This is a genomic window from Rhodococcus sp. FH8 (assembly GCF_019266085.1).
GTDB lineage: Bacteria > Actinomycetota > Actinomycetes > Mycobacteriales > Mycobacteriaceae > Rhodococcus_F > Rhodococcus_F qingshengii.
The window spans coordinates 393,471-419,548 of sequence record NZ_LPNQ01000080.1; the positions used below are offsets into that span (position 1 = coordinate 393,471).

24 protein-coding genes are annotated in these 26,078 nt (G+C 62.9%); 19 read left to right on the top strand and 5 right to left on the bottom strand.

The window, feature by feature from the left end:
- From ATN38_RS28570 to nagB, 5 genes are read left to right on the top strand one after another with little or no spacing between them, the layout of a single operon-like run.
- Nucleotides 1–930, top strand: a complete 930-nt coding sequence (locus ATN38_RS28570; protein ID WP_007734314.1) for an ROK family protein — start codon at nucleotides 1–3, stop codon at nucleotides 928–930.
- Complete coding sequence (locus tag ATN38_RS28575) at nucleotides 927–1,634, top strand: N-acetylmannosamine-6-phosphate 2-epimerase (RefSeq protein ID WP_218749156.1); 708 nt, start codon at nucleotides 927–929, stop codon at nucleotides 1,632–1,634. The genes ATN38_RS28570 and ATN38_RS28575 overlap by 4 nt, the downstream gene beginning before the upstream one ends.
- Nucleotides 1,631–2,323 carry a GDSL-type esterase/lipase family protein gene (locus tag ATN38_RS28580; RefSeq protein ID WP_047269587.1) on the top strand — a complete coding sequence of 231 codons (693 nt, stop codon included), beginning with the start codon at nucleotides 1,631–1,633 and terminating at the stop codon, nucleotides 2,321–2,323. The genes ATN38_RS28575 and ATN38_RS28580 overlap by 4 nt, the downstream gene beginning before the upstream one ends.
- The gene (locus ATN38_RS28585) at nucleotides 2,323–3,504 is read left to right on the top strand and encodes an N-acetylglucosamine-6-phosphate deacetylase (RefSeq protein WP_042449511.1); all 1,182 of its coding nucleotides are present in this window, start codon (nucleotides 2,323–2,325) and stop codon (nucleotides 3,502–3,504) included. The genes ATN38_RS28580 and ATN38_RS28585 overlap by 1 nt, the downstream gene beginning before the upstream one ends.
- A gap of 11 nt (nucleotides 3,505–3,515) precedes the next feature.
- Entirely contained in the window at nucleotides 3,516–4,295 is a 780-nt protein-coding gene (nagB, locus tag ATN38_RS28590; RefSeq protein ID WP_042449513.1) for a glucosamine-6-phosphate deaminase, read from the top strand.
- Nucleotides 4,296–4,304: 9 nt separating this feature from the next.
- Here the strand turns inward: nagB and ATN38_RS28595 are convergent, their stop codons facing one another.
- From ATN38_RS28595 to ATN38_RS28605, 3 genes are all read right to left on the bottom strand, one after another.
- Nucleotides 4,305–5,936, bottom strand: a complete 1,632-nt coding sequence (locus tag ATN38_RS28595; RefSeq protein WP_218749157.1) for a long-chain-fatty-acid--CoA ligase — start codon at nucleotides 5,934–5,936, stop codon at nucleotides 4,305–4,307.
- A gap of 61 nt (nucleotides 5,937–5,997) precedes the next feature.
- On the bottom strand, nucleotides 5,998–7,119 hold the full coding sequence (locus ATN38_RS28600; RefSeq protein WP_058039188.1) for an acyl-CoA dehydrogenase family protein: 1,122 nt from the start codon (nucleotides 7,117–7,119) through the stop codon (nucleotides 5,998–6,000).
- Between the two features lie 12 nt (nucleotides 7,120–7,131).
- The gene (locus ATN38_RS28605) at nucleotides 7,132–8,313 is read right to left on the bottom strand and encodes an acyl-CoA dehydrogenase family protein (protein WP_003945878.1); all 1,182 of its coding nucleotides are present in this window, start codon (nucleotides 8,311–8,313) and stop codon (nucleotides 7,132–7,134) included.
- A 265-nt stretch (nucleotides 8,314–8,578) separates the two neighbouring features.
- On the opposite strand from ATN38_RS28605, the gene ATN38_RS28610 reads away from it, so the two are divergent.
- The 12 genes from ATN38_RS28610 to ATN38_RS28665 all read left to right on the top strand — a co-directional run bounded on the left by ATN38_RS28610 (nucleotide 8,579) and on the right by ATN38_RS28665 (nucleotide 20,522).
- Complete coding sequence (locus tag ATN38_RS28610) at nucleotides 8,579–8,770, top strand: ferredoxin (protein WP_007734330.1); 192 nt, start codon at nucleotides 8,579–8,581, stop codon at nucleotides 8,768–8,770.
- Between the two features lie 109 nt (nucleotides 8,771–8,879).
- A complete protein-coding gene (locus ATN38_RS28615; protein ID WP_007734334.1) occupies nucleotides 8,880–9,797 on the top strand; it encodes a 3-oxoacyl-ACP reductase in 918 nt (305 codons plus the stop codon).
- 502 nt (nucleotides 9,798–10,299) lie between these two features.
- Nucleotides 10,300–11,064 (top strand): ABC transporter permease, encoded by a 765-nt coding sequence (locus ATN38_RS28620; RefSeq protein ID WP_003945687.1) that lies wholly within the window; start codon nucleotides 10,300–10,302, stop codon nucleotides 11,062–11,064.
- A 64-nt stretch (nucleotides 11,065–11,128) separates the two neighbouring features.
- Entirely contained in the window at nucleotides 11,129–11,980 is an 852-nt protein-coding gene (locus ATN38_RS28625; RefSeq protein WP_003945759.1) for an ABC transporter permease, read from the top strand.
- 11 nt (nucleotides 11,981–11,991) lie between these two features.
- Nucleotides 11,992–13,176: an MCE family protein gene (locus ATN38_RS28630; RefSeq protein ID WP_042449518.1), complete on the top strand. Its 1,185-nt coding sequence runs from the start codon at nucleotides 11,992–11,994 to the stop codon at nucleotides 13,174–13,176.
- Entirely contained in the window at nucleotides 13,176–14,195 is a 1,020-nt protein-coding gene (locus tag ATN38_RS28635; protein ID WP_007734337.1) for an MCE family protein, read from the top strand. The genes ATN38_RS28630 and ATN38_RS28635 overlap by 1 nt, the downstream gene beginning before the upstream one ends.
- Complete coding sequence (locus ATN38_RS28640) at nucleotides 14,192–15,250, top strand: MCE family protein (RefSeq protein ID WP_021342936.1); 1,059 nt, start codon at nucleotides 14,192–14,194, stop codon at nucleotides 15,248–15,250. Before ATN38_RS28635 ends, ATN38_RS28640 begins: the two co-directional genes overlap by 4 nt.
- The gene (locus tag ATN38_RS28645) at nucleotides 15,247–16,551 is read left to right on the top strand and encodes an MCE family protein (protein ID WP_007734341.1); all 1,305 of its coding nucleotides are present in this window, start codon (nucleotides 15,247–15,249) and stop codon (nucleotides 16,549–16,551) included. Before ATN38_RS28640 ends, ATN38_RS28645 begins: the two co-directional genes overlap by 4 nt.
- On the top strand, nucleotides 16,551–17,798 hold the full coding sequence (locus tag ATN38_RS28650) for an MCE family protein (protein ID WP_007734342.1): 1,248 nt from the start codon (nucleotides 16,551–16,553) through the stop codon (nucleotides 17,796–17,798). Before ATN38_RS28645 ends, ATN38_RS28650 begins: the two co-directional genes overlap by 1 nt.
- Entirely contained in the window at nucleotides 17,795–19,189 is a 1,395-nt protein-coding gene (locus tag ATN38_RS28655; protein WP_019747002.1) for an MCE family protein, read from the top strand. Before ATN38_RS28650 ends, ATN38_RS28655 begins: the two co-directional genes overlap by 4 nt.
- Complete coding sequence (locus ATN38_RS28660; RefSeq protein WP_218749158.1) at nucleotides 19,189–19,977, top strand: hypothetical protein; 789 nt, start codon at nucleotides 19,189–19,191, stop codon at nucleotides 19,975–19,977. Before ATN38_RS28655 ends, ATN38_RS28660 begins: the two co-directional genes overlap by 1 nt.
- Complete coding sequence (locus tag ATN38_RS28665; protein ID WP_209911421.1) at nucleotides 19,974–20,522, top strand: twin-arginine translocation pathway signal; 549 nt, start codon at nucleotides 19,974–19,976, stop codon at nucleotides 20,520–20,522. The genes ATN38_RS28660 and ATN38_RS28665 overlap by 4 nt, the downstream gene beginning before the upstream one ends.
- Nucleotides 20,523–20,610: 88 nt before the next feature.
- Here ATN38_RS28665 and ATN38_RS28670 read toward each other — a convergent pair whose 3' ends face one another.
- Both ATN38_RS28670 and ATN38_RS28675 read right to left on the bottom strand, forming a co-directional pair.
- Complete coding sequence (locus ATN38_RS28670) at nucleotides 20,611–22,074, bottom strand: trehalose-6-phosphate synthase (RefSeq protein ID WP_218749159.1); 1,464 nt, start codon at nucleotides 22,072–22,074, stop codon at nucleotides 20,611–20,613.
- Between the two features lie 103 nt (nucleotides 22,075–22,177).
- A complete protein-coding gene (locus ATN38_RS28675) occupies nucleotides 22,178–22,351 on the bottom strand; it encodes a hypothetical protein (RefSeq protein WP_164490548.1) in 174 nt (57 codons plus the stop codon).
- Between the two features lie 156 nt (nucleotides 22,352–22,507).
- Here ATN38_RS28675 and ATN38_RS28680 point away from each other — a divergent pair, with 156 nt between their 5' ends.
- Both ATN38_RS28680 and ATN38_RS28685 read left to right on the top strand, forming a co-directional pair.
- The gene (locus tag ATN38_RS28680) at nucleotides 22,508–24,262 is read left to right on the top strand and encodes an ABC transporter ATP-binding protein (protein WP_161120925.1); all 1,755 of its coding nucleotides are present in this window, start codon (nucleotides 22,508–22,510) and stop codon (nucleotides 24,260–24,262) included.
- Nucleotides 24,263–24,273: 11 nt separating this feature from the next.
- Complete coding sequence (locus ATN38_RS28685) at nucleotides 24,274–26,061, top strand: ABC transporter ATP-binding protein (protein WP_374104630.1); 1,788 nt, start codon at nucleotides 24,274–24,276, stop codon at nucleotides 26,059–26,061.
- The last annotated feature ends 17 nt before the right edge of the window (nucleotides 26,062–26,078 follow it).

Below are 26,078 nucleotides of genomic sequence, written 5' to 3' on the forward strand. Positions count from 1 at the left end.
ATGACATCTGGGCAGAAGCGATGGATCGGTATCGACATCGGCGGCACCAAAGTGGCTGCCGCGGTGGTGACGTCCGACGGAGACGTGATCGACACCGTTCGTGCGGCAACACCGACGGCGGGTAGGGAAGCCGTTCTCGGGACCGCTACCGCGTTGATCGACCGTCTGAGGGCGAATCACACGGTAGCCGGAATCGGAGTCGGTGCACCGGGAATCATCGATCGGGTGCGTGGCCGCGTCGTCTTCGCCTCCGACATTCTGTCCGGATGGAGTGGCGCCGAGGTTCGCGGAGAACTCGAGGCACACTCAGGCCTACCGGTGACGGTGGACAACGACGTGCGCGCGATGGCTCACGGCGAGAACATGATCGGCGCCGGTCGCGGTCGAACCTCTGCACTGTTCGTCTCGATCGGTACCGGAATCGGTGGCGCGTTGACCGTGGGCGGTCAGCTGTACCACGGTGCCCACGGAACAGCCGGCGAGCTCGCGCATCTGTTGGTTCCGGTCTCCGGGGCGATAGGTTGCGGTTGCGGCAGAACCGATCACCTCGAGGCAGTCGCGTCTGGCCCGGCGATGGCAGCCGAGTACGCAGCGCGGGCGGGTGTGCCCACTCAACCGTTACAGGCAGTGGTGGCGCTCATGCACTCGGGCGATCCGATCGCCCGTGCCGTGGTCTCCGACGCCGGTACTCTGCTGGGCCGCGTCCTGGCCGGCATCGCGACTGCATTCGATCCCGAGGTGATCGTCATCGGCGGCGGCGCAGCCCAGATCGGAGCCGACCTCCTGTCTCCGCTGACGTCCGCTTTCCGGGTGGAAGCGATGGGCCCCATTGCCGAAACCGCCATTCTTCCTGCCCGTTTGGGGACCGATGCGCCGCTCGTCGGCGCTGCGCTCCTGGCCGCCGCAACACGAATCGAGGTAACACCGTGACTGTCGAAGAATTGCTCACGATGATCAGCGGGAAGCTGATCGTGTCCTGTCAGGCCGGACACGGCCATGCCCTGCGCGACACCGGGACCATCGAGAGGATGGCCCGCGCTGCGGTCGACGGGGGAGCGGTGGCTATCCGCTGCGGCGGTGTGGGCGGAACCCCGGATGTCGCAGCAGTCGTGTCGGCAGTGAAGGTACCGGTGATCGGTTTGACGAAGATCGGCTCGGAGGGCGTGTTCATCACGCCGACAAGGGAATCAGCCCTCGAAGTCGTGGATTCGGGTGCGCAGATCGTGGCTGCCGACGCCACGCTGCGGCCTCGTCCGGACGGGCTGACCTTTGCCGACACCGTCGACGCGGTCCATGATCGCGGCGGCCTCGTCATGGCCGACTGTGGAACACTCGAGGACGGCATCGCTGCCGCCGCGGCGGGCGCCGACGTCATCTCCAGCACACTGGCGGGATATACCGAGAACAGCCGACGGCTGGCCGGCCCGGACCTGGAGCTGATCTCGGAACTGCGGCAGGCACTTCCAGATGCAGTCCTCATCGCCGAGGGGCGGTACCACAGCCCGGAGGATGCGGCACGCGCCATCGCCCTGGGTGCAGACTCGGTGGTTGTCGGAACCGCAATCACGGATCCGGCGTTCATCACGTCGAAATTTGCAGCCGCAGTATCGGGCGCCGGAAGGCAGAGGGTGTGACCCCGACGTCGAAGGGTTTGAAGTCCAGGACTGCTGAACGGATTCGACTGGAGACTTTGCTCGTAGACTCCTCGACGCCGATACGGTGGGTCTTCACCGGCGACAGCATCACTCAGGGATTGACGCACACCGACGGTCATCGAAGTTACGTCGAACACTGCGCCGAGCGCATCCGTGGTGAGCTTTCCTTGTTCAACCACGTCCTTGTCAACACCGGGGTGAGCGGCAATCGATCCTCCGATGTGCGTGCGGGTTTCGCACACCGCATCGAGGTGTTCGAACCCTCGGTGGTGTTGATCATGCTCGGTACGAATGACGCATTGGATGGCGAAGAAGGACTGGAGCGGTTTCGAGACGACCTCTTGGACACGATCTTCCGGACACGAGCGATCGGTGCGGTGCCGATCCTGCAGACGCCGCCACCGATCGACGTCGAGAATGCGCCCACCAGAGCGGGATTGGTTCAGTACGTCGAGGTCGTGCGGCAGGTTGCCGCCTCGACGCGCGTGGTGTTCGTCGACCACTACGCGCAGTGGACGGCCCATTCTCCCGAGGGCCCACCGCCGGCTCTCCTGGCTGACGCATTCCATCCGAACGAACAAGGGCACTACGTGCTCGCGGACGCCGTGCTCCGTGAGTTGTCGATCGCGGATACCGAAGTTCCCGTTGTACCGCAGGTGATGTCGTGATGCATCGTAGACAAATTCTTCGTGGACAACTGGTGACCGGTGGGCAACTGCTTCCGGACGGTGTCGTCGAGATTTCCGGTGATCGTGTGGTGTGGGCCGGGCCCGCGTCGCAGCGAACCGACCCGTTACCCGAACGGGCAGCTGCGGGGACAACGATCATCCCGGGGTTGGTGGACGTTCACTGCCACGGCGCCGGCGGATTCGGTTTCCCCGAGGCAGACGAGTTCGGATCCACCGTGGCTGCCGATCACCACCGGACGAACGGCACGACCTCGGTGATCGGCTCGCTCGTCTCCGCGCCGCCGCAGATCCTGCGCAGTCGCATCGAGCTCCTGGCAGGACTGGTGGACGAGGGCACGCTGGCCGGAATTCACCTGGAAGGTCCATTCCTGTCGGTACTCCGTTGTGGCGCCCAGGATCCCGACAGCATTCTCGACGGCGACCCGGCTCTGCTCGAGTCGCTGCTCGAAGCCGGCCGCGGGCACATCCGCTCGATGACGATCGCTCCGGAGACAGCACACTTCGGCGAACTTGCCTCATTGCTGGAGCGTCACCGGGCCGTCGTGAGTATCGGACACACCGATGCGTCCAACCCGATTGCGACACGTTCGATCGCACACTCGGCGCATGCACCGCTCAGTGCCACTCACCTGTTCAACGGTATGGCTCCGATGCATCATCGCGCTCCCGGCGCAGTGGCGGCGTGTCTTGCCGCGGCCGCGAAAGGACAGATGGTGGTCGAGTTGATCGGGGACGGAGTACATCTCGCCGACGAGACGGTGGCGACGGTGTTCGATCTGGTCGGTCCGCATCAGATCGCGTTGGTCTCCGACGCGATGGCTGCGGCGGGAATGCCCGACGGGCGCTACCCACTCGGACCTCTCGACGTCGACGTGGTCGGTGGCGTGGCGCGGCTGGCCGGCCAGGGGGACACGGCCATTGCCGGCGGGACGAGTCGGTTGATGGACATTGTCCGCAGAGCCGTCAATCACGCGGGCGTCGATCTGCTTTCGGCTGTCATCGCAGCGACGGCAACGCCTGCTGCGCTGATGGGGCTGGCCGGAATAGTCGGCGATCTCGTGCCGGGTTGCCGGGCCGATCTGATCGTCACCGGTCCAGAACTCGAAACGCGCGCCGTCATGGCCGCTGGGAACTGGCTCATGAACTACACCGAAAGCTGAGGAATCAACCGATGGAAATTGTCATTGTCGACAGTGCGGAGGCGGCCGGCACCGTTGTTGCCGACGTCTTCGAACACGCGGTGCATTCAGGTGCACGGACTTTGGGCCTGGCGACAGGATCTTCACCGCTCTCGGTGTACCGCGAACTCGCGCGCCGTCACCGCGAGGAAGGGTTGAGTTTTGCCGGCGTGCAGGCGTTCCTGTTGGACGAATACGTCGGCCTGCCGGAAGGCCATCCGGAGTCGTATGCCCAGGTGATCCGCACCGAGCTGGTGAATCACCTGGACCTGGACGCGGCAAGGGTATTCAGCCCCGACGGAACCGCGCCGGATCCATTTGCCGCCGCGGCGGCCTACGACCGGGCGATTGCGTCGAATGGTCCGGTGGACGTTCAACTTCTGGGCATCGGCGGCAACGGTCATATCGGTTTCAACGAACCGACGTCCTCACTGAATTCGAGGACCAGGGTCAAGACGCTGACGGAACAGACTCGAACCGACAACGCCCGATTCTTCGAGAGTCCGGACGACGTACCACGGCACGTGATCACCCAGGGCCTCGGAACTATCTGCGAAGCAAAGCATCTGGTGATGATCGCGACCGGCGAGCACAAGGCCGCTGCGATTGCCGCTGCCGTCGAGGGGCCGCTGGCCGCGGTGTGCCCGGCATCGGTCCTCCAACTGCATCCACACGCGACAGTGGTGATCGACGAGGCAGCGGCGTCACAGCTTCGGCTCACCGAGTTCTACAAGACGGTGTCGGCGCACAAACCGCTTGCTCAGCACTACTGAGACATCGGACTAGACGGGCTCTCGCGTTTTCTCGAGTCCGAGTGCCATTTCGGGAGTGAGTAATTGGAAGTCGGATTCCCCACGCCGACGGATCCACACCGGATCGGAGGTGTTCCAGCGTTCGGCGCTCTGCGTTCGAGTGACCACCTTGAACGTCGCCGTTCTCGGGAACTCACTGCACACTCGGATCAAGGTCGGCTTCTGCTTCGGCCCGAGTTCCGGCCGGGAATCGATGTATTCGGCGACGGCTGCCGGGTCGAAGTTGTCGACATCGCCGACCGGAATCACCGACGCCATGACGCGGTCGCCGACGTCGCTGTCGGGGACTGCGTACACGGACACCTGCGCGAAGCCCGGGTAACCGACCAGGGAGCGTTCGATGGGTGCGGCACCGATGTTCTCGCCGTCCACTCGCAGCCAACCGGAACTGCGTCCCGCGAAGTAGACGTAACCGTCGACGTCGGTGTACGCCAGATCGCCACTCCAGTACTGGCCGTTGCGCATTCGCTCGGCGTCGGCTTCCGGGTTCTTGTAGTACCCGGCGAATGTGCCTGGGCCGGTGACATTGACCAGTTCACCAGTTGCCTCGTCGGCGTTGGTGATCCGGCCGTCGGCATCGAAGACTGCAGGCGGGCATGGCGCTCCGGTCTCGGGATCGAGGATCTTGACGCCGTCCGGGAGCAGTCCGAGGGCGCCGGGCCGGGGAACCGGTGCCGCGGAGATCGAAATGCCGCCCTCGGTGGAACCGAACCCGTCGATGACGCGAGCGTCGAAGCGCCGGACGAAGGTGGCGACGGCGGGCGCCGAACCCTCGTTGCCGTACATGATCTTCAAGGTGTTGTCCCGCTCGTTCGGCACCTCGGGGGTGGAAGCGATGAAGGACAACGGCTTTCCGACGTAGTTGGAGTACGTGATTCCGTACTTGTGAACGTCGGGTAGAAAACCCGAAGCGGAGAACTTGCGTCGCATGGCAATTCCCGCACGAGCGTGCAGCGCGACCGTCCACGCCGCCATCATCGCGTTGGAATGGAACATGGGCATCGCCATGTAGACGACGTCGTCGGCGCCGAGCCCGAAACGATCGGCAAGCATGACGCCGGGAGAGGCCAACTTGTGGTGCGTGCACCGAACCGCTTTGGGATCACCGCTGGTTCCGGAAGTGAAGATGAGCATCAACAGATCGTCGGGCTGCGCCGTCGACGCGTAGGCCGGCGTATCGGCGAAGGGCGCCAACAATTCCGCCCAGGCCGGAGAATCCACGTTGATCACCCGGACGTCGCCGAGATCGATGTCGTCGAGTAGATGTGCCTGGTTGTTCTCGGTGAAGATGACCTGGCAGTCGGAGAGCGCAATGTCTCGCGCCAATGCCGGGCCGCGCCTAGTCGTGTTCAGCCCGGCGGCGACCGAACCCGAGAACGATGCCGCTCCGAGCAGCAACGAGAACTCGGGGACGTTCTCCATCAGAAGTCCGAAATGCCTGGGGTGCGTTCGATCGAGCAGCGTGTCCAGCAGCGCTGCTCGATCGAACGAGCCTTGAACGTGCTCGCGCCAGGTGATGACCTGGTCCTCGAAACGGAGACCGCGGTCGTCGATCTCGCTGACTCCGAGGAGTAGATCGGAAACAGTGGGGCTCTGACTCATAGCTGCATCATCATCGATTCGTCTCGGACCAGGTCATGGATTTCCACTCGGTGGGACGCACTCAGGCAGGGACTGCGGCAAGTACCTTGCCGAGCGCGCGAAGCTGATCCGTTGCGTTGCCGAGCAGGAACTCGTGATGCTTGGCCGCGAGGAAGTAGCGGTGAACCGGATGGTCCTCGTCCAGACCGACACCGCCGTGAACGTGAACCGCAGTGTGCCCGACACGGTGTCCCGCATCTGCAGCCCAGAACTTGGCCGTCTGTACAGCGCCGTCGGAAGGAAGTCCTTCGCTCAGACGCCACGCGGCAGCCCACAGAGTCAGACGGACACCCTTGACGTCGATGTATCCGTCTGCGAGGCGCTGGGCCACGGCCTGGAAACTACCGATCGGTCGACCGAACTGCACACGCTCGGTGGCATATTCGGCGGTCAGCTTCAACGCTTGATCGAGCACTCCGTACTGGTAGGCGGTCGAACCGAGCTGAATTCGCTCGACGATCCACGCCGCGATGTCCGATCCCTGGGCAACCGAGCCGAGAACACGATCGGCCGGGATCTGCACCGAATCGAATTCGACGAGACCCGCGCTCGAGAAATCTGTGGTCGATTGCCTGGTAATGCTCACGCCCGCGTCCGACGGTTCGACGAGGAAGACCGCGACGCCGTCCTCGGTGATGGCGGGGACGAGGAACAGATCTGCGAGCGGTGCACTGTCGACGGTGATCTTGGCTCCGTCGATGCGCCAACCTTCGGCGGTCTTCTCGGCACGCGTGATCGGGTGCGCCGGGTCGTCGTTGTATTCCTCGGCGAGGGCCGCGGTGAGTATCTTCTCACCGGCAGCGGCAGCGCTTGCCCAGTCGTCGCGCTGCTTGTCCGAGCCGAATTCGGCTATCGCTGCGGCGGACCCGACGATGGACGTCAGGAACGGAACAGCTGCGACGCCGCGGCCAAGTTCGGCCAGGATGCTGCACTGCTCGAGGACACCGAATCCGTCGCCGCCCACCGATTCCGGAAGGGCCGCACCGAGGACGCCGGCCGAAGCCAGCGCATTCCACAAGATGGCGTCGAAGCGGTCTTCCGCGGCGTCGAGTTCACGAAGGCGATCGTTGGTGACCAGTTCGGTGACTACGGATCGTGTCAGGCCGGACAGGTCCTGCTGGGCCTCGGTAAGGGTGAATTCCATGATCGTGGGTCCTTATCGCTTCGATGCGGGAAGCCGCAGAGCTGTCATTCCGATGATGTCGCGTTGCACTTCGTTGGTACCGCCGCCGAACGTCAGGATCAGCGAAGAACGATGCATACGTTCGATGCGGCCGCGCAGAAGGGCGCCGGGGGAGTTCTGCCTGATCGTGGCGGAGGATCCGAGGATTTCCATCAGCAAGCGGTAAGCCTCGGTGGCGAATTCGGTACCGAACACCTTGTTGGCGGACGCAGCTTCGGGGCCGGGAGCGTGATCGGTTGCGGAGGCGATTTCCCAGTTCATCAACTTCAGGTACTCGGCTTTGGCATGCACGCGAGCCAGATTGATCTGCACCCATTCCTGGTCGATCATGCGTCGGCCGTCGGGCAGCTTGGTGTTCTGTGCCCACTCACGGACCTCACGCTGCGCGGTCAGAATCGGTCCGGCCGAGGTGAGGGCAACGCGCTCGTGGTTGAGCTGATTGGTGATCAGTGCCCAGCCGCCGTGTTCCTGACCCACGATCGACGACGCCGGGACCCGTACGTCCTGGTAGTAGGTGGCGCTGGTGTCGGGGCCGGCCATGGTGTGAACCGGTGTATAGGAGAAGCCTTCTGCCGTGGTGGGGACGATCAGCATGCTGATTCCCTTGTGCTTCTTGGCTTCCGGATCGGTGCGGCACGCCAACCACACGTAGTCGGCGTACTGGATCAGGCTGGTCCACATCTTCTGCCCGTTGATGACGTAATCGTCACCGTCACGGACCGCCGACGTGCGCAGAGAGGCCAGGTCGGTGCCGGCCTCGGGCTCGGAGTAGCCGATCGCGAAGTGGAGCTCACCGCGAGAGATCTTGGGCAGGAAGAAGGCCTTCTGCTCGTCCGTACCGAAATGCATGATTGTCGGCGCTACCGAATTGATCGTCAGGAACGGCACCGGCGCACCGGCGATGGCGGCTTCGTCGGTGAAGATCAGCTGGTCCATCGCGGAGCGTTCCTGTCCGCCGTACTCTTTCGGCCAACCCAGGGTGAGCCAGCCGTCCTGGCCCATCTGCGCGACGACTTCGCGGTACACATTGCCTTCGCCGTACTCACCCGTCGTGGCGGCGAGCGCTTCACGCCGCTCGGGAGTCATCAGTTGTGCGAAGTAGGCACGCAACTCCTCCTGGAGCTGTTGCTGCTCAGGGGTGTAGGTGATGTGCATGGTTACCTCTCCATAGAGATACGAATCAAAGCGTCAACCATTCGATTGACACAGGTTCTATCGATGCGTTCATCGGCGACAAGGGGCGCCCTCGCCGTCTCCGGCGGATCGTTCGACGTCCGTTCTCGGTACTTTTTCGAATCATTGCACACGACTGAAACAGGTTCTAGTGTTATCGCCAGGAACGGTGTGCGGCACAGCCCTGCGGCACTCGTTTCGTATCCGTGTTCGTGTGAGCAGTTGTGAGTAGAGAAGAGGAATCGCCATGGAGGTCAGGGTTGATCTGGACCGTTGCGAGGCAAACGGTGTGTGCGTCGGGATCGCGCCCGATATTTTCGACCTCGACGACAACGAGGAGCTCGTGATCAGTTCTGTGCGCCCACCGGAGGATCGCTGGGAGGATGTCCGTTCCGCGATCGCTCAGTGCCCGCGCGCGGCACTGACCGAACATCCGTGACGATGGTTGCCCAAAACAAGAACACGTTCTAAAGTTGCGAACTCGTGGGTCACGGCAATCGAGCCGGGTAACTCGACACACGACCGCAGAGAACCGGGAGAGCGCTTCGATGAATGCTGTGAACAGCCCAGAAACCAGTCTCGAAGGCAAGGTCGCCATCGTGACCGGTGCCGGATCGGGGCTCGGAAAGTTCGAGGCCATCGGTCTGGCGAAGGCCGGTGCGTCGTTGGTCGTCAACGATCTGGCCCCGAACGAGGCCGTCGAAGCAACGCTCGAGGAGATCCGCGGTCTCGGCGCCAAAGTCGAATTCGTGGCAGGCAACGTCGGTGAGCGTTCTACCGCCGACGCACTGATGGAAGCAGCGCAGGGGCAGTTCGGCAGTGTCGATATTGTCGTCAACAATGCCGGCGTCGTACGCGACCGGATGCTGTTCAACATGTCCGACGAAGACTGGGATCTGGTACTCGAAGTTCATCTTCGCGGCCATTTCCTCCTGTGCCGCAACGCCGCTGCCTACTGGCGGGCGAAATCCAAGGAAGCCGGGGCGCCGGTGTACGGGCGCATCGTCAACACTTCTTCGGAGGCGGGCCTTCTCGGACCGGAAGGGCAGCCCAACTACGGCGCTGCAAAAGCCGGAATCACGGCGCTGACGTTGTCGGCCGCACGTGGGCTCTCGCGCTACGGCGTACGGGCCAACGCGATCTGCCCGCGGGCACGGACGTCGATGACCGAAGGTGTGTTCGGTGACGCGCCGGCCGACGGCATCGATCCGCTCTCGCCCGAGCATGTGGCATCGCTCGTCTCGTACCTGGCATCACCAGCGGCCGACGCCGTCAACGGTCAGGTATTCGTGGTGTACGGACCGATGGTTGCGCTGATGGCGGCGCCCGTCGTCGAGCAGAGGTTCGATGCAGAGGGAGATTCCTGGTCGCCGGAAACGCTGTCCGCAGTGATGGGTGACTACTTCGCTGACCGTGACCCGGCAAAGATGTTCTCGGCATCGGCGGCCCTGCGCGCGTTGGGCTGATCGACGGCGCTGATTCTCGGGTGCGCGACACGTAGAACCGTTGTTCACACTCAGACGGTCTACGTGTCCACTTCCTGGTAGAAATAGCGTGTTCACGAGTCGGTGGGCGCGGCAGTTTGCCTGCGTTCTGTAACGAGACCAACGGTCTCGAAAAAACTGGACTGTGTTCCAATTTTGCATTCCTGCGAACGATGCGATATTCGATCGGCGTGCCCAGTCAAGGCTCTCGCATGGCTGAATTGCGAACCTGGCGCCGAAAGGCGCCGATCATTCAAAAGTATTAATTTCCAGGATATTTCGGCGAAAATCACATCGAAAAGGGATGCTTCCCATGTCTCCGATCTTCCGGTTTCGGATCGGCGCAGTGAGGCTACTCCTCAGAGTTGGACACTTGTTTTTGACAGGTGAACACGTTCTAGTTAATATGACCTGAGTCACAAGCTGTCGGGGGCTGGACTATGAGAACAGACAGTACTGCGGCAACCAAGGACGAGGAGGGCGAATGGTAGACCTCGTCGAGGTGCCATTACGAGCGGTCGGTGGCTTCTTTCAGATGTCCGCCCAAACCTTGAGGGCAGTCTTCTCCCGCCCTTTCCAGCGGCAAGAGTTCATCGATCAGGCCTGGTTCGTGGCCCGAGTCTCGATGGTGCCGACGGTGCTGGTCGCAATCCCGTTCACTGTGCTGGTCAGCTTCACCATCAACATTCTCTTGCGCGAGATCGGTGCAGCCGACCTCAGTGGTGCCGGAGCTGCCCTCGGCACCGTCACGCAGGTCGGCCCCATCGTCACCGTGCTGATCGTCGCCGGCGCCGGCGCAACCGCCATCTGCGCGGATCTTTCGGCCCGAACCATCCGCGAAGAGATCGACGCCATGAAGGTGCTCGGGATCAATCCCATCCACCGGTTGGTCGTTCCCCGAGTGCTCGCGTCGACAGGTGTGGCGCTGCTCCTCAACGGACTGGTCTGCACCATCGGCATCCTCGGCGGTTTCGTCTTCTCCGTGTTCATCCAGGACGTGAACCCCGGCGCCTTCGTCAACGGCATCACACTGCTCACCGGATTCGGTGAGCTCATGCTCTCCATGGTCAAAGCAGGGCTGTTCGGCATGATCGCCGGCCTGGTTGCGGCCTACCTCGGACTCAACGTCAAAGGCGGCGCCAAGAGCGTCGGTGACGCGGTCAACCAGACCGTCGTGTTCGCATTCATGGCGCTCTTCGTCGTCAACGTGCTCATCACGACCATCGGTATCAAGTTGACGGCCGGATGAGGCCCACGGCAGTCGGAGAGATCGAAGTGGACAGAACGACAAACGACAGACGGGAGGAGATCTGATGGCGTTGGCCGCAGCGGGACGCTTCCCGCGCACACGTCGACAGATCGGCTCGATCTCTCGCAGTATCGACAGCATCGGTGATCAAGCGCTGTTCTTCGCGAAGGCTCTCGGTCACGCTCCCAAGGCGCTGATGCGCTATCCACGTGAAACTCTGCGACTGATCGCCGAGATCAGCATGGGCACCGGTGCGCTCGCCGTCATCGGTGGCACCGTCGTGATCGTCGGATTCCTGACACTGTTCACCGGTGGCACCATCGCCGTTCAGGGCTACAGCTCGCTGGGCAACATCGGCGTCGAAGCACTGACGGGCTTCTTCGCCGCCTTCATCAACGTTCGCATCGCAGCGCCGGTCATCGCCGGAATCGGCCTCGCCGCGACCATCGGCGCCGGCTCCACCGCGCAGCTCGGTGCGATGCGCGTCTCCGAAGAGATCGACGCGCTGGAGACGATGGCGATCCCGTCGATTCCGTATCTGGTCAGCACCCGCGTCATGGCCGGCATGATCGCGATCATCCCGCTGTACTCACTGGCGGTCATCGCGTCGTTCGTCGCCAGCCGCTTTGCGACGGTGTTCCTCTACAACCAGTCCGGCGGCGTGTACGACCACTACTTCACGACCTTCCTGATACCCACGGACATACTGTGGTCGTTCGCCCAGGCGATAGTCATGGCGCTGGCCGTCATGCTCATCCACACCTACTACGGCTTCAACGCAACCGGTGGCCCGGTCGGCGTCGGTGTCGCGGTGGGTAACGCAGTGCGCGCCTCGTTGATCGCGGTCGTCACGGTCACCCTGCTCATCTCACTCGCCATCTACGGCGGGTCCGGCAACTTCAACCTGTCGGGATAGGCGGGCAAGCGATGACCGTACCCAGATGGCACAAGAAGTTGGCCGCAGCCGGCCTGGTCCTCGGACTCGTGGCGATCGTCGCCGTTGCTCTCACCATGTTCTCGGGTGGGTTCACCAAGAGCACGCCCATCACCGTGACGTCCACGCGTGCCGGCCTCGTCATGGAACCCAATGCCAAGGTGAAGTTGCGCGGAGTGCAGGTCGGCCGCGTCGAATCGATCTCCCTCGACGGGGACCAGGCAAACCTGAAGTTGGCGATGGACCCGGGCCAGATGTCGAAGATTCCGTCGAATGCCCGGGTGGAGATCAAGACCACCACGGTGTTCGGTGCGAAGTACGTCAACATCGTGATCCCCGACGATCCGTCGACCCAGCCGATCCAGGAGGGTGCTGTCATCGCTTCGGACAGCGTCACCGTCGAGTTCAACAGTGTCTTCGAACATCTTTCGGACGTACTCGCGAAGATCGAACCGGAAAAGCTCAACGCCACACTCGGCGCGATCTCCACCGCACTCAACGGGCGCGGCGAGTCGCTGGGTGAGGTTCTCGAGCTCGGTGACACCTATCTGAAGAAGATGAATCCGGTTCTGCCGCAGCTCCAGGAAGACTTGGTCGGCGCCGCCGATGTCACCAATCTGTACGCCGACGTGGCACCGGATCTGATGCGCATTCTCGACAATGCCACCGCGACAAGCGGATCGATCGTGGCCGAGCAGGCAAACCTCGACTTGCTGTTGCTCAACGTCACCGGCCTCGCGGACACCGGCAACGCGTTGTTGACCGACAACGAGCAGAACCTGACCACCGCCCTCGACACTCTGACCGCGACGACGACCCTGCTCGACAAGTACTCGTCAGGTCTGACGTGCTTCATCGTCGGGTTGAACGACGGCCGGATCAAGTTCGAGCCACTGGCAGGCACCGGGGACAAAGCGGCGCTGATGCTGAGTGCGAGCTTCATGTACGGCGCCGAGGCGTACCAGAATCCGCAATCTCTCCCCAAGGTCGCGGCCTCCGGCGGACCCAATTGTTATGGTCTGCCCGAATTCGATCCGAAGGTCGACGGGCATGCACCGTTCGCAGTCACCAACACCGGCAACGTGCCCTTCGTTCCCAACACCGAACTGCGCGTTACCGTGCCGACCATTTTCCAGTATCTCTTCGGTGACTCCTACGAGCAGGAAGACGGGAAGTGATGAGACCGACCACGGTCAAGCTGCTGATTTTCACCGTCGTCATGGCGGTCATCTTCGCCGGACTGGCGATCGTCTTCAGTCAGGTGCGCTTCAGCAGCAGCAACGGATTTCACGCCACCTTCTCGGACGTCTCGGGACTCAAGTCCGGCGACAAGGTCCGCATCGCCGGTGTTCCGGTCGGGTCGGTCACCGGAGTGTCCATCGGTGACTCCAACCAGGCCGAGGTCGAGTTCGACGTCGACACCAAGTACTCGCTGATGAAGAGCACCAAAGCGACTGTGCGCTACGAGAACCTGGTGGGCGATCGCTACATGGAACTGCTCGAGGGCGCCGGTTCCACCGAGACGCTTCCGTCGGGAGGATCCATTCCGGTCGATCAGACGTCGCCCGCTCTCGATCTGGATCTGCTGCTCGGCGGATTCAAGCCGCTGCTTCGTTCGCTCGACCCGCAGCAGGTCAACGACCTCTCCGGGGCCCTGCTGCAGGTACTCCAGGGCCAGGGCGGAACGCTGGTTTCGTTGCTGGGAAACACCAGTTCGTTCACCAGCACGTTGGCGGACCGAGACCAGCTGATCGGGGACGTCATCACCAATCTCAACGATGTACTCGGCACCATCAACGACAAGGGCGATCAGTTCTCCACCACGATCGATCAGCTCCAGCAGTTGGTCAGTGGATTGGCGAAGGACAGTGGCCCGATCGGTAATTCGATCACCGAGATCGCCGGTGCCACGGGAGATCTCGCGTCGTTGCTGCAGGCGACACGTCCGGACATCCAGACGCTGATCGGGGAGACCAACCGAACGATGACGCAGCTGGACCTGGGCAAGGACGACATCAACACCGCTCTCGATCGTCTGCCGTCCGACTACCGGAAGCTGATCCGAGTGGGCACGTACGGAGCGTTCTTCCAGTTCTATCTGTGCGCCAACACTTTCAAGTTCTCCGGACCTGACGGAACGACGATCATCTTGCCCACGGCAGTCCAGGACACGGGAAGGTGCGCAAAAGTCTCATGACCCCTACCCGTGAACGTAATCCGGTACAGATCGGTGTCATCGGTCTCGTCCTGGCGGTGGCAACCGTCGGTGCCACGCTTCAATACGATCAACTCCAGTTCATCAACGGCGGCATTCGCTACTCGGCGTACTTCCAAGATGCCGGCGGCTTGGTCGCCGGCGACAACGTGACCATGGCCGGCGTGAATGTCGGCAAGGTCAGCGACGTCGAACTCGACGACCAGAAGGTACTGGTCACCTTCACCGTTCAGGACGGCGTCGCCCTGGGCGAGCAGACAGCGGCCGATATCAAGACCAACACGGTTCTCGGCCGAAAGTCGTTAGCGGTGCGGCCGGAAGGATCCGGACTGCTGCGGACGGACACGCCGATTCCTATCGAGCGCACCAACTCCCCGTACTCGCTCAACGACGCTCTGGGTGACCTCGGGACAACGGTGTCCGAACTCGACACGGAACAGATCAACGATTCGCTCAACGCGATCTCGGACACCCTGGCCGATACTCCGCCAGAACTTCGCACCGCATTGGACGGAATGACGCGGCTTTCGCAGAGCATCAACTCACGCGACGAGAGCCTGCTCCAATTGCTCTCGCGGGCCGAAGATGTCACCAAGATCCTTTCCGACAGAAGCGGTCAGATCGATTCGTTGCTGGTCGACGGCAACAAGTTGTTTGCCGAACTGAGCTTGCGGCGTGACGCGATCAGCGAACTGATCGTCAACACCGGCGCAGTCTCACGTCAACTGTCAGCGCTGGTGCAGGAGAACGAGGCCCAGATGGGGCCGACCCTCGAGAAGCTGAATTCGGTCGCCGAGGTTCTCCAGCAGAACAAGGACAACATCGCGGGAGCGCTCGACGGACTCGGACCGTACATCACCGCGCTCGGTGAGACCGTGGCCAGCGGCCCGTTCTTCGACGCCTTCATCATCAACATTCTGCCGAGCAACTGGTGGAAGACCCTGGTGGACACCAGCGTCGCGCCCGAGCAGGTTCCGGGCGACCTGGAAGACTTCTTCCCCGGTATTCCACCGACGATCAGGGGGCCGGGAGAATGACCGAGACCATGACTTCACAGGATCCACAGGGCTCCACCAACCCACGCAAGAAGTGGGTGCTGATCGGAGCGGGTGTGCTGGTCGCTCTGCTCGTCGCCGGTGCGGCCTACCTCTTCATCCCTGGCCTGGGCAAGACCAAGATCTCCGCGCACTTCGTCTCGACCACCGGTCTCTACGAGGGCGATGTCGTGCGAGTGCTCGGTGTCAACGTCGGCAAGGTGACCAAGATCGAACCGCGTGATCGGGACACCTACGTCGAGATGAAGATCGATTCGAGCGTCGACGTTCCGGCAGATGCCAAGGCGCTCATCGTTGCTCAAAGCCTCGTGTCCGCACGCTTCGTGCAATTGACCCCCGTGTACTCCGGCGGGGAACAGATGCCCAACGGCGGCGAGATCCCGATCGAGCGCACCGCCGTTCCGGTGGAGTGGGACGAGATCAAGACCGAACTGACCAAACTGTCGGACGCACTCGGACCGGAGGGTCTGGACGATCAGGGTTCCCTCGGTCGATTCATCGACACCGTGGGAACGAACCTCGACGGTAACGGTGAGTCGATTCGGTCGACGCTGCGCGAACTCTCGGCCACGATGCACACGCTGTCCGAAGGCCGGACCGATTTGTTCTCCACCATTCGGAACCTGCAGGCGTTTGTCACTGCGTTGTCCTCGAGTAACGAGCAGATCGTGCAGTTCAGCGGTCACCTCGCTTCGGTGACAAGCGTTCTCGCAAGCAGCTCCGACGAGTTGGGTACCGCCCTCAGTGATCTCGACCTGGCCGTCGGCGACGTCCAGCGGTTCGTCAAGGACAACAGCGAGGGACTGAGCGAATCGGTTGCGCGTCTCGCCGATGCCACTCAGGTACTGACTGACAAGCGCCCGGAGATCGAGCAGGTTCTGCACTCCGGACCGACGTCGCTTGCCAACTTCTATCAGATCTACAAGCCGGCTCAGGGCAGTATGACCGGCGCAATTGCACTGAGTAACTTCAAGAATCCGATCCAGTGGATCTGTGGTTCCATCGAAGGTATCGAGAGTGGTAACTCCCAGAACAGTGCCGACCTGTGTAAGCAGTACCTCGGGCCGGTGCTCAGCACCATGATCGGCAACTACCCCGGATTCCTGTTCAACCCGGTCGCGGGCGTGCAGGCTTTCCCGGATCAGATCGTCTACACCGAGCCGGGATTGGAAGCGGCAAGTCAGAATCAGCCGGAAACCGTCGCAGGACCGATGTCAGGTGCTCCCATGACGAGTGTTCCCAAGGATCTCGCCGAACTCTTCAACATGGGCGGAGGGAACTGATGCGGGTAGCTCGCAAGACCACGGTTGCGGTGTTGGCCACGGCAGTGGCTCTCGGCGCCAGCGGTTGTGAATGGAACGGTCTCAACTCGGTGCCGATGCCAGGCACTCAAGGCCGGGGCGAAGGCGCATACGAGGTTCAGATCGAGATGCCGAACGTGACTACGCTGTCGCAGAATTCGCCCGTCCGGGTGGATGACGTGGCAGTGGGAAGCGTTTCGAACATCGAGGTTCAAGGCTGGCACGCTCTGGTGACGGTGTCGCTGAATCCCGAGGTTCAGTTGCCGGCCAACGCGACGGCAAAAATCGGTCAGACCAGCTTGCTCGGCTCTCAGCACATCGAGTTGGCGCCGCCGGTTGGAGAAGAGCCCGAGGGCCGACTCGAAGCCGGTGACCTGATTCCGATCGAGCGAGCGGGCGCTTACCCGACGACGGAACAGACGCTGTCGTCGCTGTCGGTTGTTCTCAACGGCGGCGGTCTCGCTCAGGTTCAGGACATCACGAAGGAACTCAACGCCGCTCTCGGTGGGCGTGAAGATTCCGTTCGAGACCTCCTGCCTCAGCTCGATCAGCTGGTCGGAAGTCTGGACAAGCAACGAGGCGACATCGTTTCGGCGATGGAAGGACTCGATCGACTGTCCTCGACCGTCCAGGCACAGCACGACACCTTGAACAAAGCGCTCGAGGGTATTCCGCCGGCACTCGAGATTCTTGTCGCTCAGCGTCAGGACATCACCAACGCGTTGACCTCCCTCGGTGGTCTCAGCGAGGTGGCCAGTCGCGTCATCCAGGAGAGCGGCGACGATTTCGCGACCAACGTTCGGGCTCTTTCGCCGACTCTGAAGGCCTTGGCGGATTCGGGTAACGCTCTCACTCAGGTTCTCGGAGTCCTCTTGACGTTCCCGTTCCCACAGAACGGAATCGACAACGTCATCCGCGGTGACTATGCCAACCTGGCGATGACCATCGACATCTCGCTGCCCCGACTCGACGCGAACTTCCTCACCGGAACTCCGTTGGCCGGAACACTCTCCGGACCAGAAGGCGTGTTGGGTAAGCAGGCGGGGCTCGCCGGACAGACAGGCAACCCGTTGAGCGATCCGCTCAAGCCTGCCGCACCGCCGGCACAAGCTCCCGCCGGACAGGCTCCCGCTGCGCAGGCCCCGGCAGCGGATCCGAATACCATTCAGATTCCGGGACTTCCGCCGATCAACATTCCAGGACTTCCTCAGGGGGCACCGGCACCATGATGCTCACAAAGTTCGTCCGTATCCAGCTCACCATCTTCGCCGTCTTGACGGTTGTCGGTTTGATCGTGATGGCCACTCAGTACGTGCGTGTTCCGGCGATGGTCGGTATCGGCCGTTACGACGTCACTGTCGAATTGCCCGCCACCGGTGGGCTGTACAAGAACTCGAACGTCACCTACCGCGGTCAGACCATCGGCGTCGTGAACGCGGTGGAGTTGTCGGAAACGGGCGTGAATGCGCGACTGTCTCTCGAGAGCGGCGTCAAGGTGCCCTCGGACGTCGACGCTGCGGTCAAGAGTGTGTCGGCGATCGGCGAGCAGTTCGTCGATCTGATTCCGCACACCGACAGCTCCGGAGCGATCGTGGTCGACGGGCATCTGGAAAACGGATCGGTGATTCCCGAAGACCGAACCAGCATTCCCCAAGATGTCGGCGCGATGCTCGATCAGGCAGATCTGTTGCTGCAGAGCATTTCCGACACCAAGCTCAAGACCGTCATCGACGAATCCTTCAAGGCGTTCAACGGTGCCGGCCCGGATCTGCAGAAGCTGATCGACTCGGCTCGGCTGTTCGTCGAGGAGGCGAACAACAACTCCGACGCGACCAAGACCCTGATCGAGCAGGCCGGTCCACTCCTGGACACTCAGGTGGTCAGCAGCGATGCCATCCGTTCCTGGACAAGCAATCTGGTGACGTTCACCGATCAGCTCCGAGCCAGCGACCCTGATCTGCGTGCCGTCATCCAGAAGGGGCCGGCGGCAGCGGCGGAGGCGAATGCTCTTCTGCAAGACATGCAGCCGACATTGCCGATTCTTCTGGCGAACCTCGTGTCCGTCGGACAGGTCGGCGTGATCTACAACAACGCGATCGAGCAGATTCTGGTCATCTACCCGCCGCTGGCCGCAGCGCTGGTCACGGTGGCAGGCTCCGGCCCGGCTGCGGATGGTGCACTGGTGGACTTCCACATGGAGGTCAACGACCCGCCGCCGTGCACTACAGGATTCCTGCCCGCAGAGCAGTGGCGCAGTCCGAAGGACGAATCACCGATCGAGACGCCGTCGGATCTCTTCTGCCAGGTTGCCCAGGATTCGCCGATCGCCGTGCGCGGCGCGAGAAACCTTCCCTGCGAGGAGTATCCGGGACGTCGTGCGCCGACGGTCGAACAGTGCCGTTCCGGCTACGTACCGATGGGCACGAACCCGCAATCCGGGCCTCCGGAACCGATTACCGCGACCCCGAGCTCGTACACGTCGACGCCTTCGGTCTCGGCTCGTCGGTACGATCCGATTACAGGCACGTACATCGGGCCGGACGGAAGGACGTACTCGCAACCGAATCTCGGTGGCGGCGACGTCAGTCTCGAACAGTTCATGAAGGGTCAGCAGGGTTGATGACAGACGAAGATCCACAGGCCGGGCAGCGGGTGCGCCGTCGCGCGTCTCGCAGCGCCGGACCCACGGGTGCGGATGCAGACGCTGCCGCGGTAGTAGTGCCCACCGAAAAGAAGTCGGCCGAACAGAAGTCGGCTGAGCAGAAGCCAGATGAGCAGAAGGCGGCGGCGCCAGTTGCTTTGGGCAAGCCCGATACTCCACCTGAGAAGGTCGTCAGCGGTGATCAGGTCGCGACCAAGGCCGAGCCGACCGGTACCGCCGAAACCCCCGCAGAAACTGCTGTGGACACCCCTGTTCGTTCGAAGTCCAAGGCCGGGTTGGTAGTCGGGATCGCCGTTGCTTCGGTGATCGCTGTTGCTCTTGCGGCCTTGACGGTGTTTCTTCTCGTCGACCGGAACAAGGCGTCCAATGCCGACGAGGACCGAGCCCGCTACGTGGCCGGTGCCCGGACCACCGCACTGAATCTGACGACACTGCACGCGGATACAGCGGCTGCCGACCTCGACAAGTTTCTCGCCGGCACCACCGACGAGTTCAAGTCGCAGTTCGACGGACGCAAGGATTCGTTTGTCAACGTCCTCGGGCAGGCCGGAGTTCAAACCGACGGCGAGGTGCTCGAGGCCGGGTTCGAGAAATCCGACGGCGATTGCGGGACTTCATTGGTCGCGGTGCGCGCGATGCAGAAGAACGGCGACGAAGCGCCCGCCGAACGCAACTACCGACTCCGAATCACCATGTGCGGCGTCGACGGGCAGTTGCTTGCCTCGAATGTGGAGTTTGTGCCATGACCCCAGAAGTGAACCCCGAGACGTCCAAGCAAGTTTCGCCGAAGCCGAAGCGCGCCGCACCGCTCGCCATCATCCTGTGCGTCATCAGTGCAGTGGCCATCGCGTTGGCGGCAGTGTCGGCGTATCTCTACTTCGGTCCGGACGGAACGCGTGACACCGCAGCGATCGATCAGACCAGAGACGAAGTGGCACAGGCCTCTTCCGATCAGGCGGTTGCGATGTTCCAGTATGACTACAACAACGTCGATCAGCAGTTGCACGCGGCCACAGACGGTTTGACGGGCGATTTCCAGGGCACGTTCACCAACCTGATCGAATCGGTGATCATTCCGGGAGCCAAGGAAAAGTCGCTGACCGTTCAGGTAGTCGTCCAGGGTGCCGCGGTTCTCGACGCCGAGGCAGACAGCGCGACGACGATGCTGTTCCTCAATCAGATCACGACGTCTTCGGAATCGCCCGAAGCCGTTGCCAGTGGCAGTCGCGTGAAGATGAGTCTGGAGAAGCAGGACGGGCGTTGGCTCGTGAACAACGTCCAACCCTTCTGATCAAACACACGAAGGCTGGAGTCGGGTACGAAAGAGGCTGGGGCCGCGGAGATTCACTCTCCGCGGCCTCAGCCTTTGTGCACTGTCCTCAGTGGTCTTGTGCTTCGGCCGGGGCGATCAGCGCCGGGCCTGCGGCACCGCCGTGTGCGAGCGCGTCGAGGAACGAGCGCGCCCAGCGGTCGACGTCGTGCGTCAGGACCTGACGACGTAGCGCACGCATGTGGCGCCGGCCGTCCTCGCGCGGTTGATTGAGGGCCTTCTCCATCGAATCCTTGACGTCGTCGAGGTCGTGAGGATTGCACAGGAATGCCTGGCGGAGTTCTGCTGCGGCACCGGTGAATTCGCTGAGCAGCAATGCACCACCCAGATCACTGCGGCAGGCGACGTATTCCTTCGCGACGAGGTTCATGCCGTCACGCAGCGGCGTGACGAGCATGAGATCGGCGGCGACGAAGAACGCGACCAGTTCGTCGCGTGGGATCGGCCGATGGATGTAATGGACGACGGGGCGGCCGACTTCGCTGAACTCGCCGTTGATCCGGGAGACCTTCTGCTCGATGTCTCCGCGCATCTGTACGTAGCTTTCGACGCGTTCGCGGCTCGGGGTCGCCAACTGCACCATGACGGTGTCGGCGGGATCGATGCGCTTCTCCATGAGAAGTTCGTGGAGCGCAGCGAGCCTGACGTCGATGCCTTTGGTGTAGTCGAGGCGGTCGACGCCCAGCATGATGTGCTTGGGGTTTCCGAGTTCTTTGCGAATCTGCTTGGCGCGGTCTCGAATTGCCTTGGTGCGCGAGAGCTCGTCGAGCTGGCCGGAGTCGATGGAGATAGGGAAGGCGCCGACGCGGACGCTACGGAAACCTACTTGCACCACACCGAGTTTGGAGCGGACGCCGACGGTTCCACGTGAAGTCTGTTGCCCGGCAAGGCGTCTGGCCAGGTACAGGAAGTTCTGTGCGCCACCCGGAAGGTGGAAGCCGATGAGGTCGGCGCCGAGGAGGCCTTCGACGATCTCGGTGCGCCACGGCATCTGCATGAACAGCTCGACCGGGGGAAACGGAATGTGCAGGAAGAAGCCGATGGTCAGGTCGGGGCGCAGCATCCGCAGCATCTTCGGTACCAACTGCAGCTGGTAGTCCTGGATCCAGACTGTCGCGCCCTGTGCCGCTGCCTTGGAGGTGGCTTCGGCGAATCGCCGGTTCACCTCGACGTAGGCGTTCCACCATTCGCGGTGGTACTCGGGTTTGACGATGACGTCGTGATAGAGCGGCCAGAGGGTGGCGTTGGAGAATCCCTCGTAGTACTCGTTGATCTCCTCGGCGCTCAGCGGCACGGGGTAGAGCTCGAGTCCGTCTTCGACGATGGGGTCGAGCTCGGCGTCCGCCACCCCCGCCCAGCCCACCCACGCGCCCTGATTGCTGCGCAGGATCGGCTCGAGAGCGGTGACCAGTCCGCCGGGGCTTCGCTTCCAGCGGGTGGTGCCGTCGGGAAGCCGTTCCAAGTCGACGGGCAGGCGGTTCGCTACGACAACGAACTCAGCCTGACCGGACACGGCTTCACCGGTCGAAGAAGCAGGTGCGCTGTCAGAAAGGGTTGAACTGGTCGAATCCGGACTGACAGGCACGTGGTTCCTTCTCGGTCGGTGAGGGAAAGATTCAGTCGAGCTTGGCGGCGGGGGAGATACCGAGCATCGAGAGCAGCATCCTGCACTCGTCGGCATCTTCCGCGTAGGCAGCGACGACGCGCTGTGCCTGACGAGCAGTTTCGTCCGCTACGGGCTCGAGGTCCTCGTCCGCGATCTCGGTTTCGACGGTCGTGTTCTCAGCCATCATGTTCCTCTCGTGCTTGCCTGCACGGCGCAAGCAATGGTTCTTACTCGCGACTCTATGAGAACTGGGCGTGTCGACGCTAGTTGCTCATGTATTAGGGTCGACTTACTTATCTCTGTACTCAACTTTATCGCTTCCATCGATGCTTGGAGTTCCATGAGTTCGACCCCCTCGAGTGTGACCGTCGACTCGGACGAGCCGGATAGTGGCAATCACAGCGGTGCTGCGATTTTGCGACGTGTCCTCGTCCGTAACCGTGGTCCGCTCGCCATCGGCACGGTTCTGGTCTGTCTGCACCAACTGACCGAGACGGCGGTGCCGATCTCCATCGGTGTGATCATCGACCGTGCGGTGGAGACTTCGGACACCACGGCCCTGATCGTCTCCATCGTCGGTCTCGCGGCTCTCTTTCTCGTTCTGACGGCCGCCTGGCGCTTCGGCGCACGCTTCATCGTCACCGCGATGCAGCAGGAGGCTCATCGCCTCCGGCTCGAGGTGGCGCACCGCGTCCTCGATCCGCGTGGGGTGCGCACCGATCTGCGTTCGGGTGAATTGCTGACAGTCTCGACATCCGATGCCGAGCAGACTTCGTGGATCGCGGACATCGTCCCGCGCGCCGCTGCGGCCCTGACAGCTGCGGTGGCGTCGGCGGTGGCGTTGGTGTGGATCGACCTCTGGCTGGGGCTGGCCGTTCTGATCGGAACGCCGGTCATTCTCGGTCTGCTGCAATTGGCGGCGCCTCTCATCACGTCGAGGGCCACCGGTCAGCAGGCGTCGATCGCTCGGGCGTCGGCGATGGCTACGGATCTGGTCAGCGGATTGCGTCCGCTGCGCGGTGTCGGCGGCGAGAAGACCGCGTCGGCGCGCTACCGCACGGTCAGCCGTCAAGCGCTCGCATCGACGATCGGCACGGCCAAGGCGACCGGTATCTACACCGGCGTTGCCGCGACCGTCAGTGCGTTGCTCGCGGTCGGTGTTGCGGGCTTCGCGGGATACTTCGCGTTGCAGGGCCGGATCACGGTCGGTGAACTGATCACCGTGGTGGGGCTTGCGCAGTTCATCATCGAACCGCTCGGCTTGCTTGCGTCCATTCCCGGATACTTCGCGGTGGCGCGAGCGTCGTCGGATCGACTGGCACTGGTCTTGGACGCGGAGCCACTGCGTGGCGCGGGTTCGCAGACCGAACTCGAAGGCACCGACCTGACTCTCGACGGAGTCGAGTACAAATCGCTCAAGGGCATCGATCTGCATCTGCCTGCCGGAGAACTGCTGGGCGTCGTGGCTTACCAGCCGCAGGACGCCGACGCCCTTGTCGCGGTCCTGTCCGGTCAGCTGGCGCAGGACGCGTATCGCGGAGTGGTGAGGGTTGGCGGAATCAGCCTGTCCGACATGGACTTGCGATTGGCACGTCGGACGGTGTTGGTGGAGCCGCACATCACCGATCTGTTTTCCGGGTCGCTTGCGTCGAACGTCACCGCGGGCGCCGGTGATGGCGCTGCTCTCGACATCCAGAGCGCTCTGGTGGCGTCGGCAGCGGCGGATGTCGTCGATGCACATCCGGACGGTCTCGACCTCGAAGTGACCGATCGGGGCGCCAGTTTGTCGGGAGGCCAGCGGCAACGCGTCGCCCTCGCGCGCGCCTTGGTGGCACAGGCACCCGTGATGGTCCTGCACGATCCGACGACGGCGGTGGACGCGGTGACCGAGGCGTCGATCGCCGAAGGAATCGCAGAACTGCGGCACGAGGGTGCCAGTGGCATCCACACGACGGTATTGATCACCAGCAGCCCCGCCTTGCTGGCCGTGACGGATCGGGTGATCGTGTTGAACGACGGAGTGATCGCCTCGATCGGCACACATTCCGAACTCTCTCGCGGCGACGCGAACTACCGAGGAGCGGTGCTGCGGTGACGGCCACGGACATGACAACCGAAATGCCGGCCGGGGAGAACGCCGAGAAGGTGACAGAGCGCGAGTTGTTGCCGATCGCGAGTGGTCGCCAGACCTGGAGGTGGTTGCGGGCGGCGTTGGCCGAACACCGGATGCAGAGCCTGCTGGTCCTGATCGTCGCGGCTTCGGCGTCGGCGATGGCCCTGGTGCCGATTTACGTCTTCGGTGTCCTGGTCGACCGGGTCCGGGAGAACGCGCCCACGTCGACGATCGTCGGGGTGGTCGTGATCATCGCCGCTGCCGCAATCGTGGGCGGTGTGTTCACCGGTGTGGCTGCCTATCTGATCAAGCGGCTCGGTGAGACGATCCTGGCGGATCTGCGAGAGCGGACCGTGGACCGGGCACTGCGACTGCCGATCCAGACCGTCGAGAAGGTCGGTAAGGGCGATCTGCTCTCGCGCGTCGGCGACGACGTGTCGGTGATCGCCAAGGCCGTGTCCGACGTGGTTCCCGGCATGATCGCGGCGGTTCTGCTCGTGGCTCTGAGCATGGTGACCATGCTCGGACTCGACTGGCGACTCGGTCTGGCCGGAATGGTCGCGCTGCCGATGTACGCGCTGGCGCTCAAGTGGTACCTGCCACGCTCGGCTCCCGTTTACGCAGCCGAGCGGGTAGCGATGGGCGCTCGTTCACAAGCGCTGATCAGCAGTCTCCAGGGTGCGAAGACGGTCCGTGCGTACAGCCTCGAGAAGGAACACCTCGGGCAGATCGATGCGGCGTCGGCAAAAGCGCGCGATCTGGCAGTCGGAGTGTTCGGCCTGTTCACGAGGTTCGCCGGTCGAGGTAACCGCGCCGAATTCGTGGGCCTGTCCATGATTCTCGTCGTCGGATTCCTGCTGGTCCGTGAGGACGTCGTGACAGTCGGCCAGACGACGACTGCTGCGCTGCTGTTCCACCGCCTGTTCAACCCGATCGGCTCACTGCTCTACACCTTCGACGAAGTGCAGTCGGCCGGCGCCAGCCTCGCGCGACTGGTCGGCGTCGTCGAGATCGAGGAAACGGAGCCTTCGACGGATGCAGGTTCCGTTCCGGCCGACGGTTCGCTGCGTCTGGATGACATTCGGCACAGCTACGACGGTGGTCATGAGGTTCTCCACGGAGTGAGCCTCACACTGCGAGCGGGGGAACGCGTGGCGCTCGTCGGTTCGACCGGAGCCGGAAAGACGACGCTCGCGGCGATCGCTGCCGGTTCGATCACTCCGACGTCGGGCCGGGTGTCGATCGGCGGTGTCCCGCTTGCCGACCTCGATGACCTACGACGCCACATCGCGATCGTGAGTCAGGAGGTTCATGTCTTTGCCGGACCTCTGATCGAGGATCTGAGATTGGCGGCTCCCGAATCCTCGGACGAGGACGTTGCCGCGGCACTGCGTACGGTCGGCGCGTACGAGTGGGTGGAGGCTCTCGACGAGGGAATGCTGACCGTCGTCGGCGAAGGCGGGCACGAGATGACAGCGGCGCAGGCGCAGCAGTTGGCTTTGGCGAGACTGGTGTTGGCCGATCCCGCCGTCGCCGTACTGGACGAGGCAACAGCGGAGGCGGGCAGCGCCGGAGCGCGGGAACTGGAAGCGACTGCCGACGCCGCTACGGAGGGACGCACCACTCTGGTTGTCGCACACCGGCTTACGCAGGCTGCGGGCGCCGACCGAGTGATCGTGCTCGAACACGGACAGATCGTAGAAGAAGGCCCGCACCGCGAACTGGTGTCCGCGGGCGGGCGTTACGCACAACTGTGGGCGGCCTGGGAAGGTCGCGACTGAGGGGTTTGTACTGGATT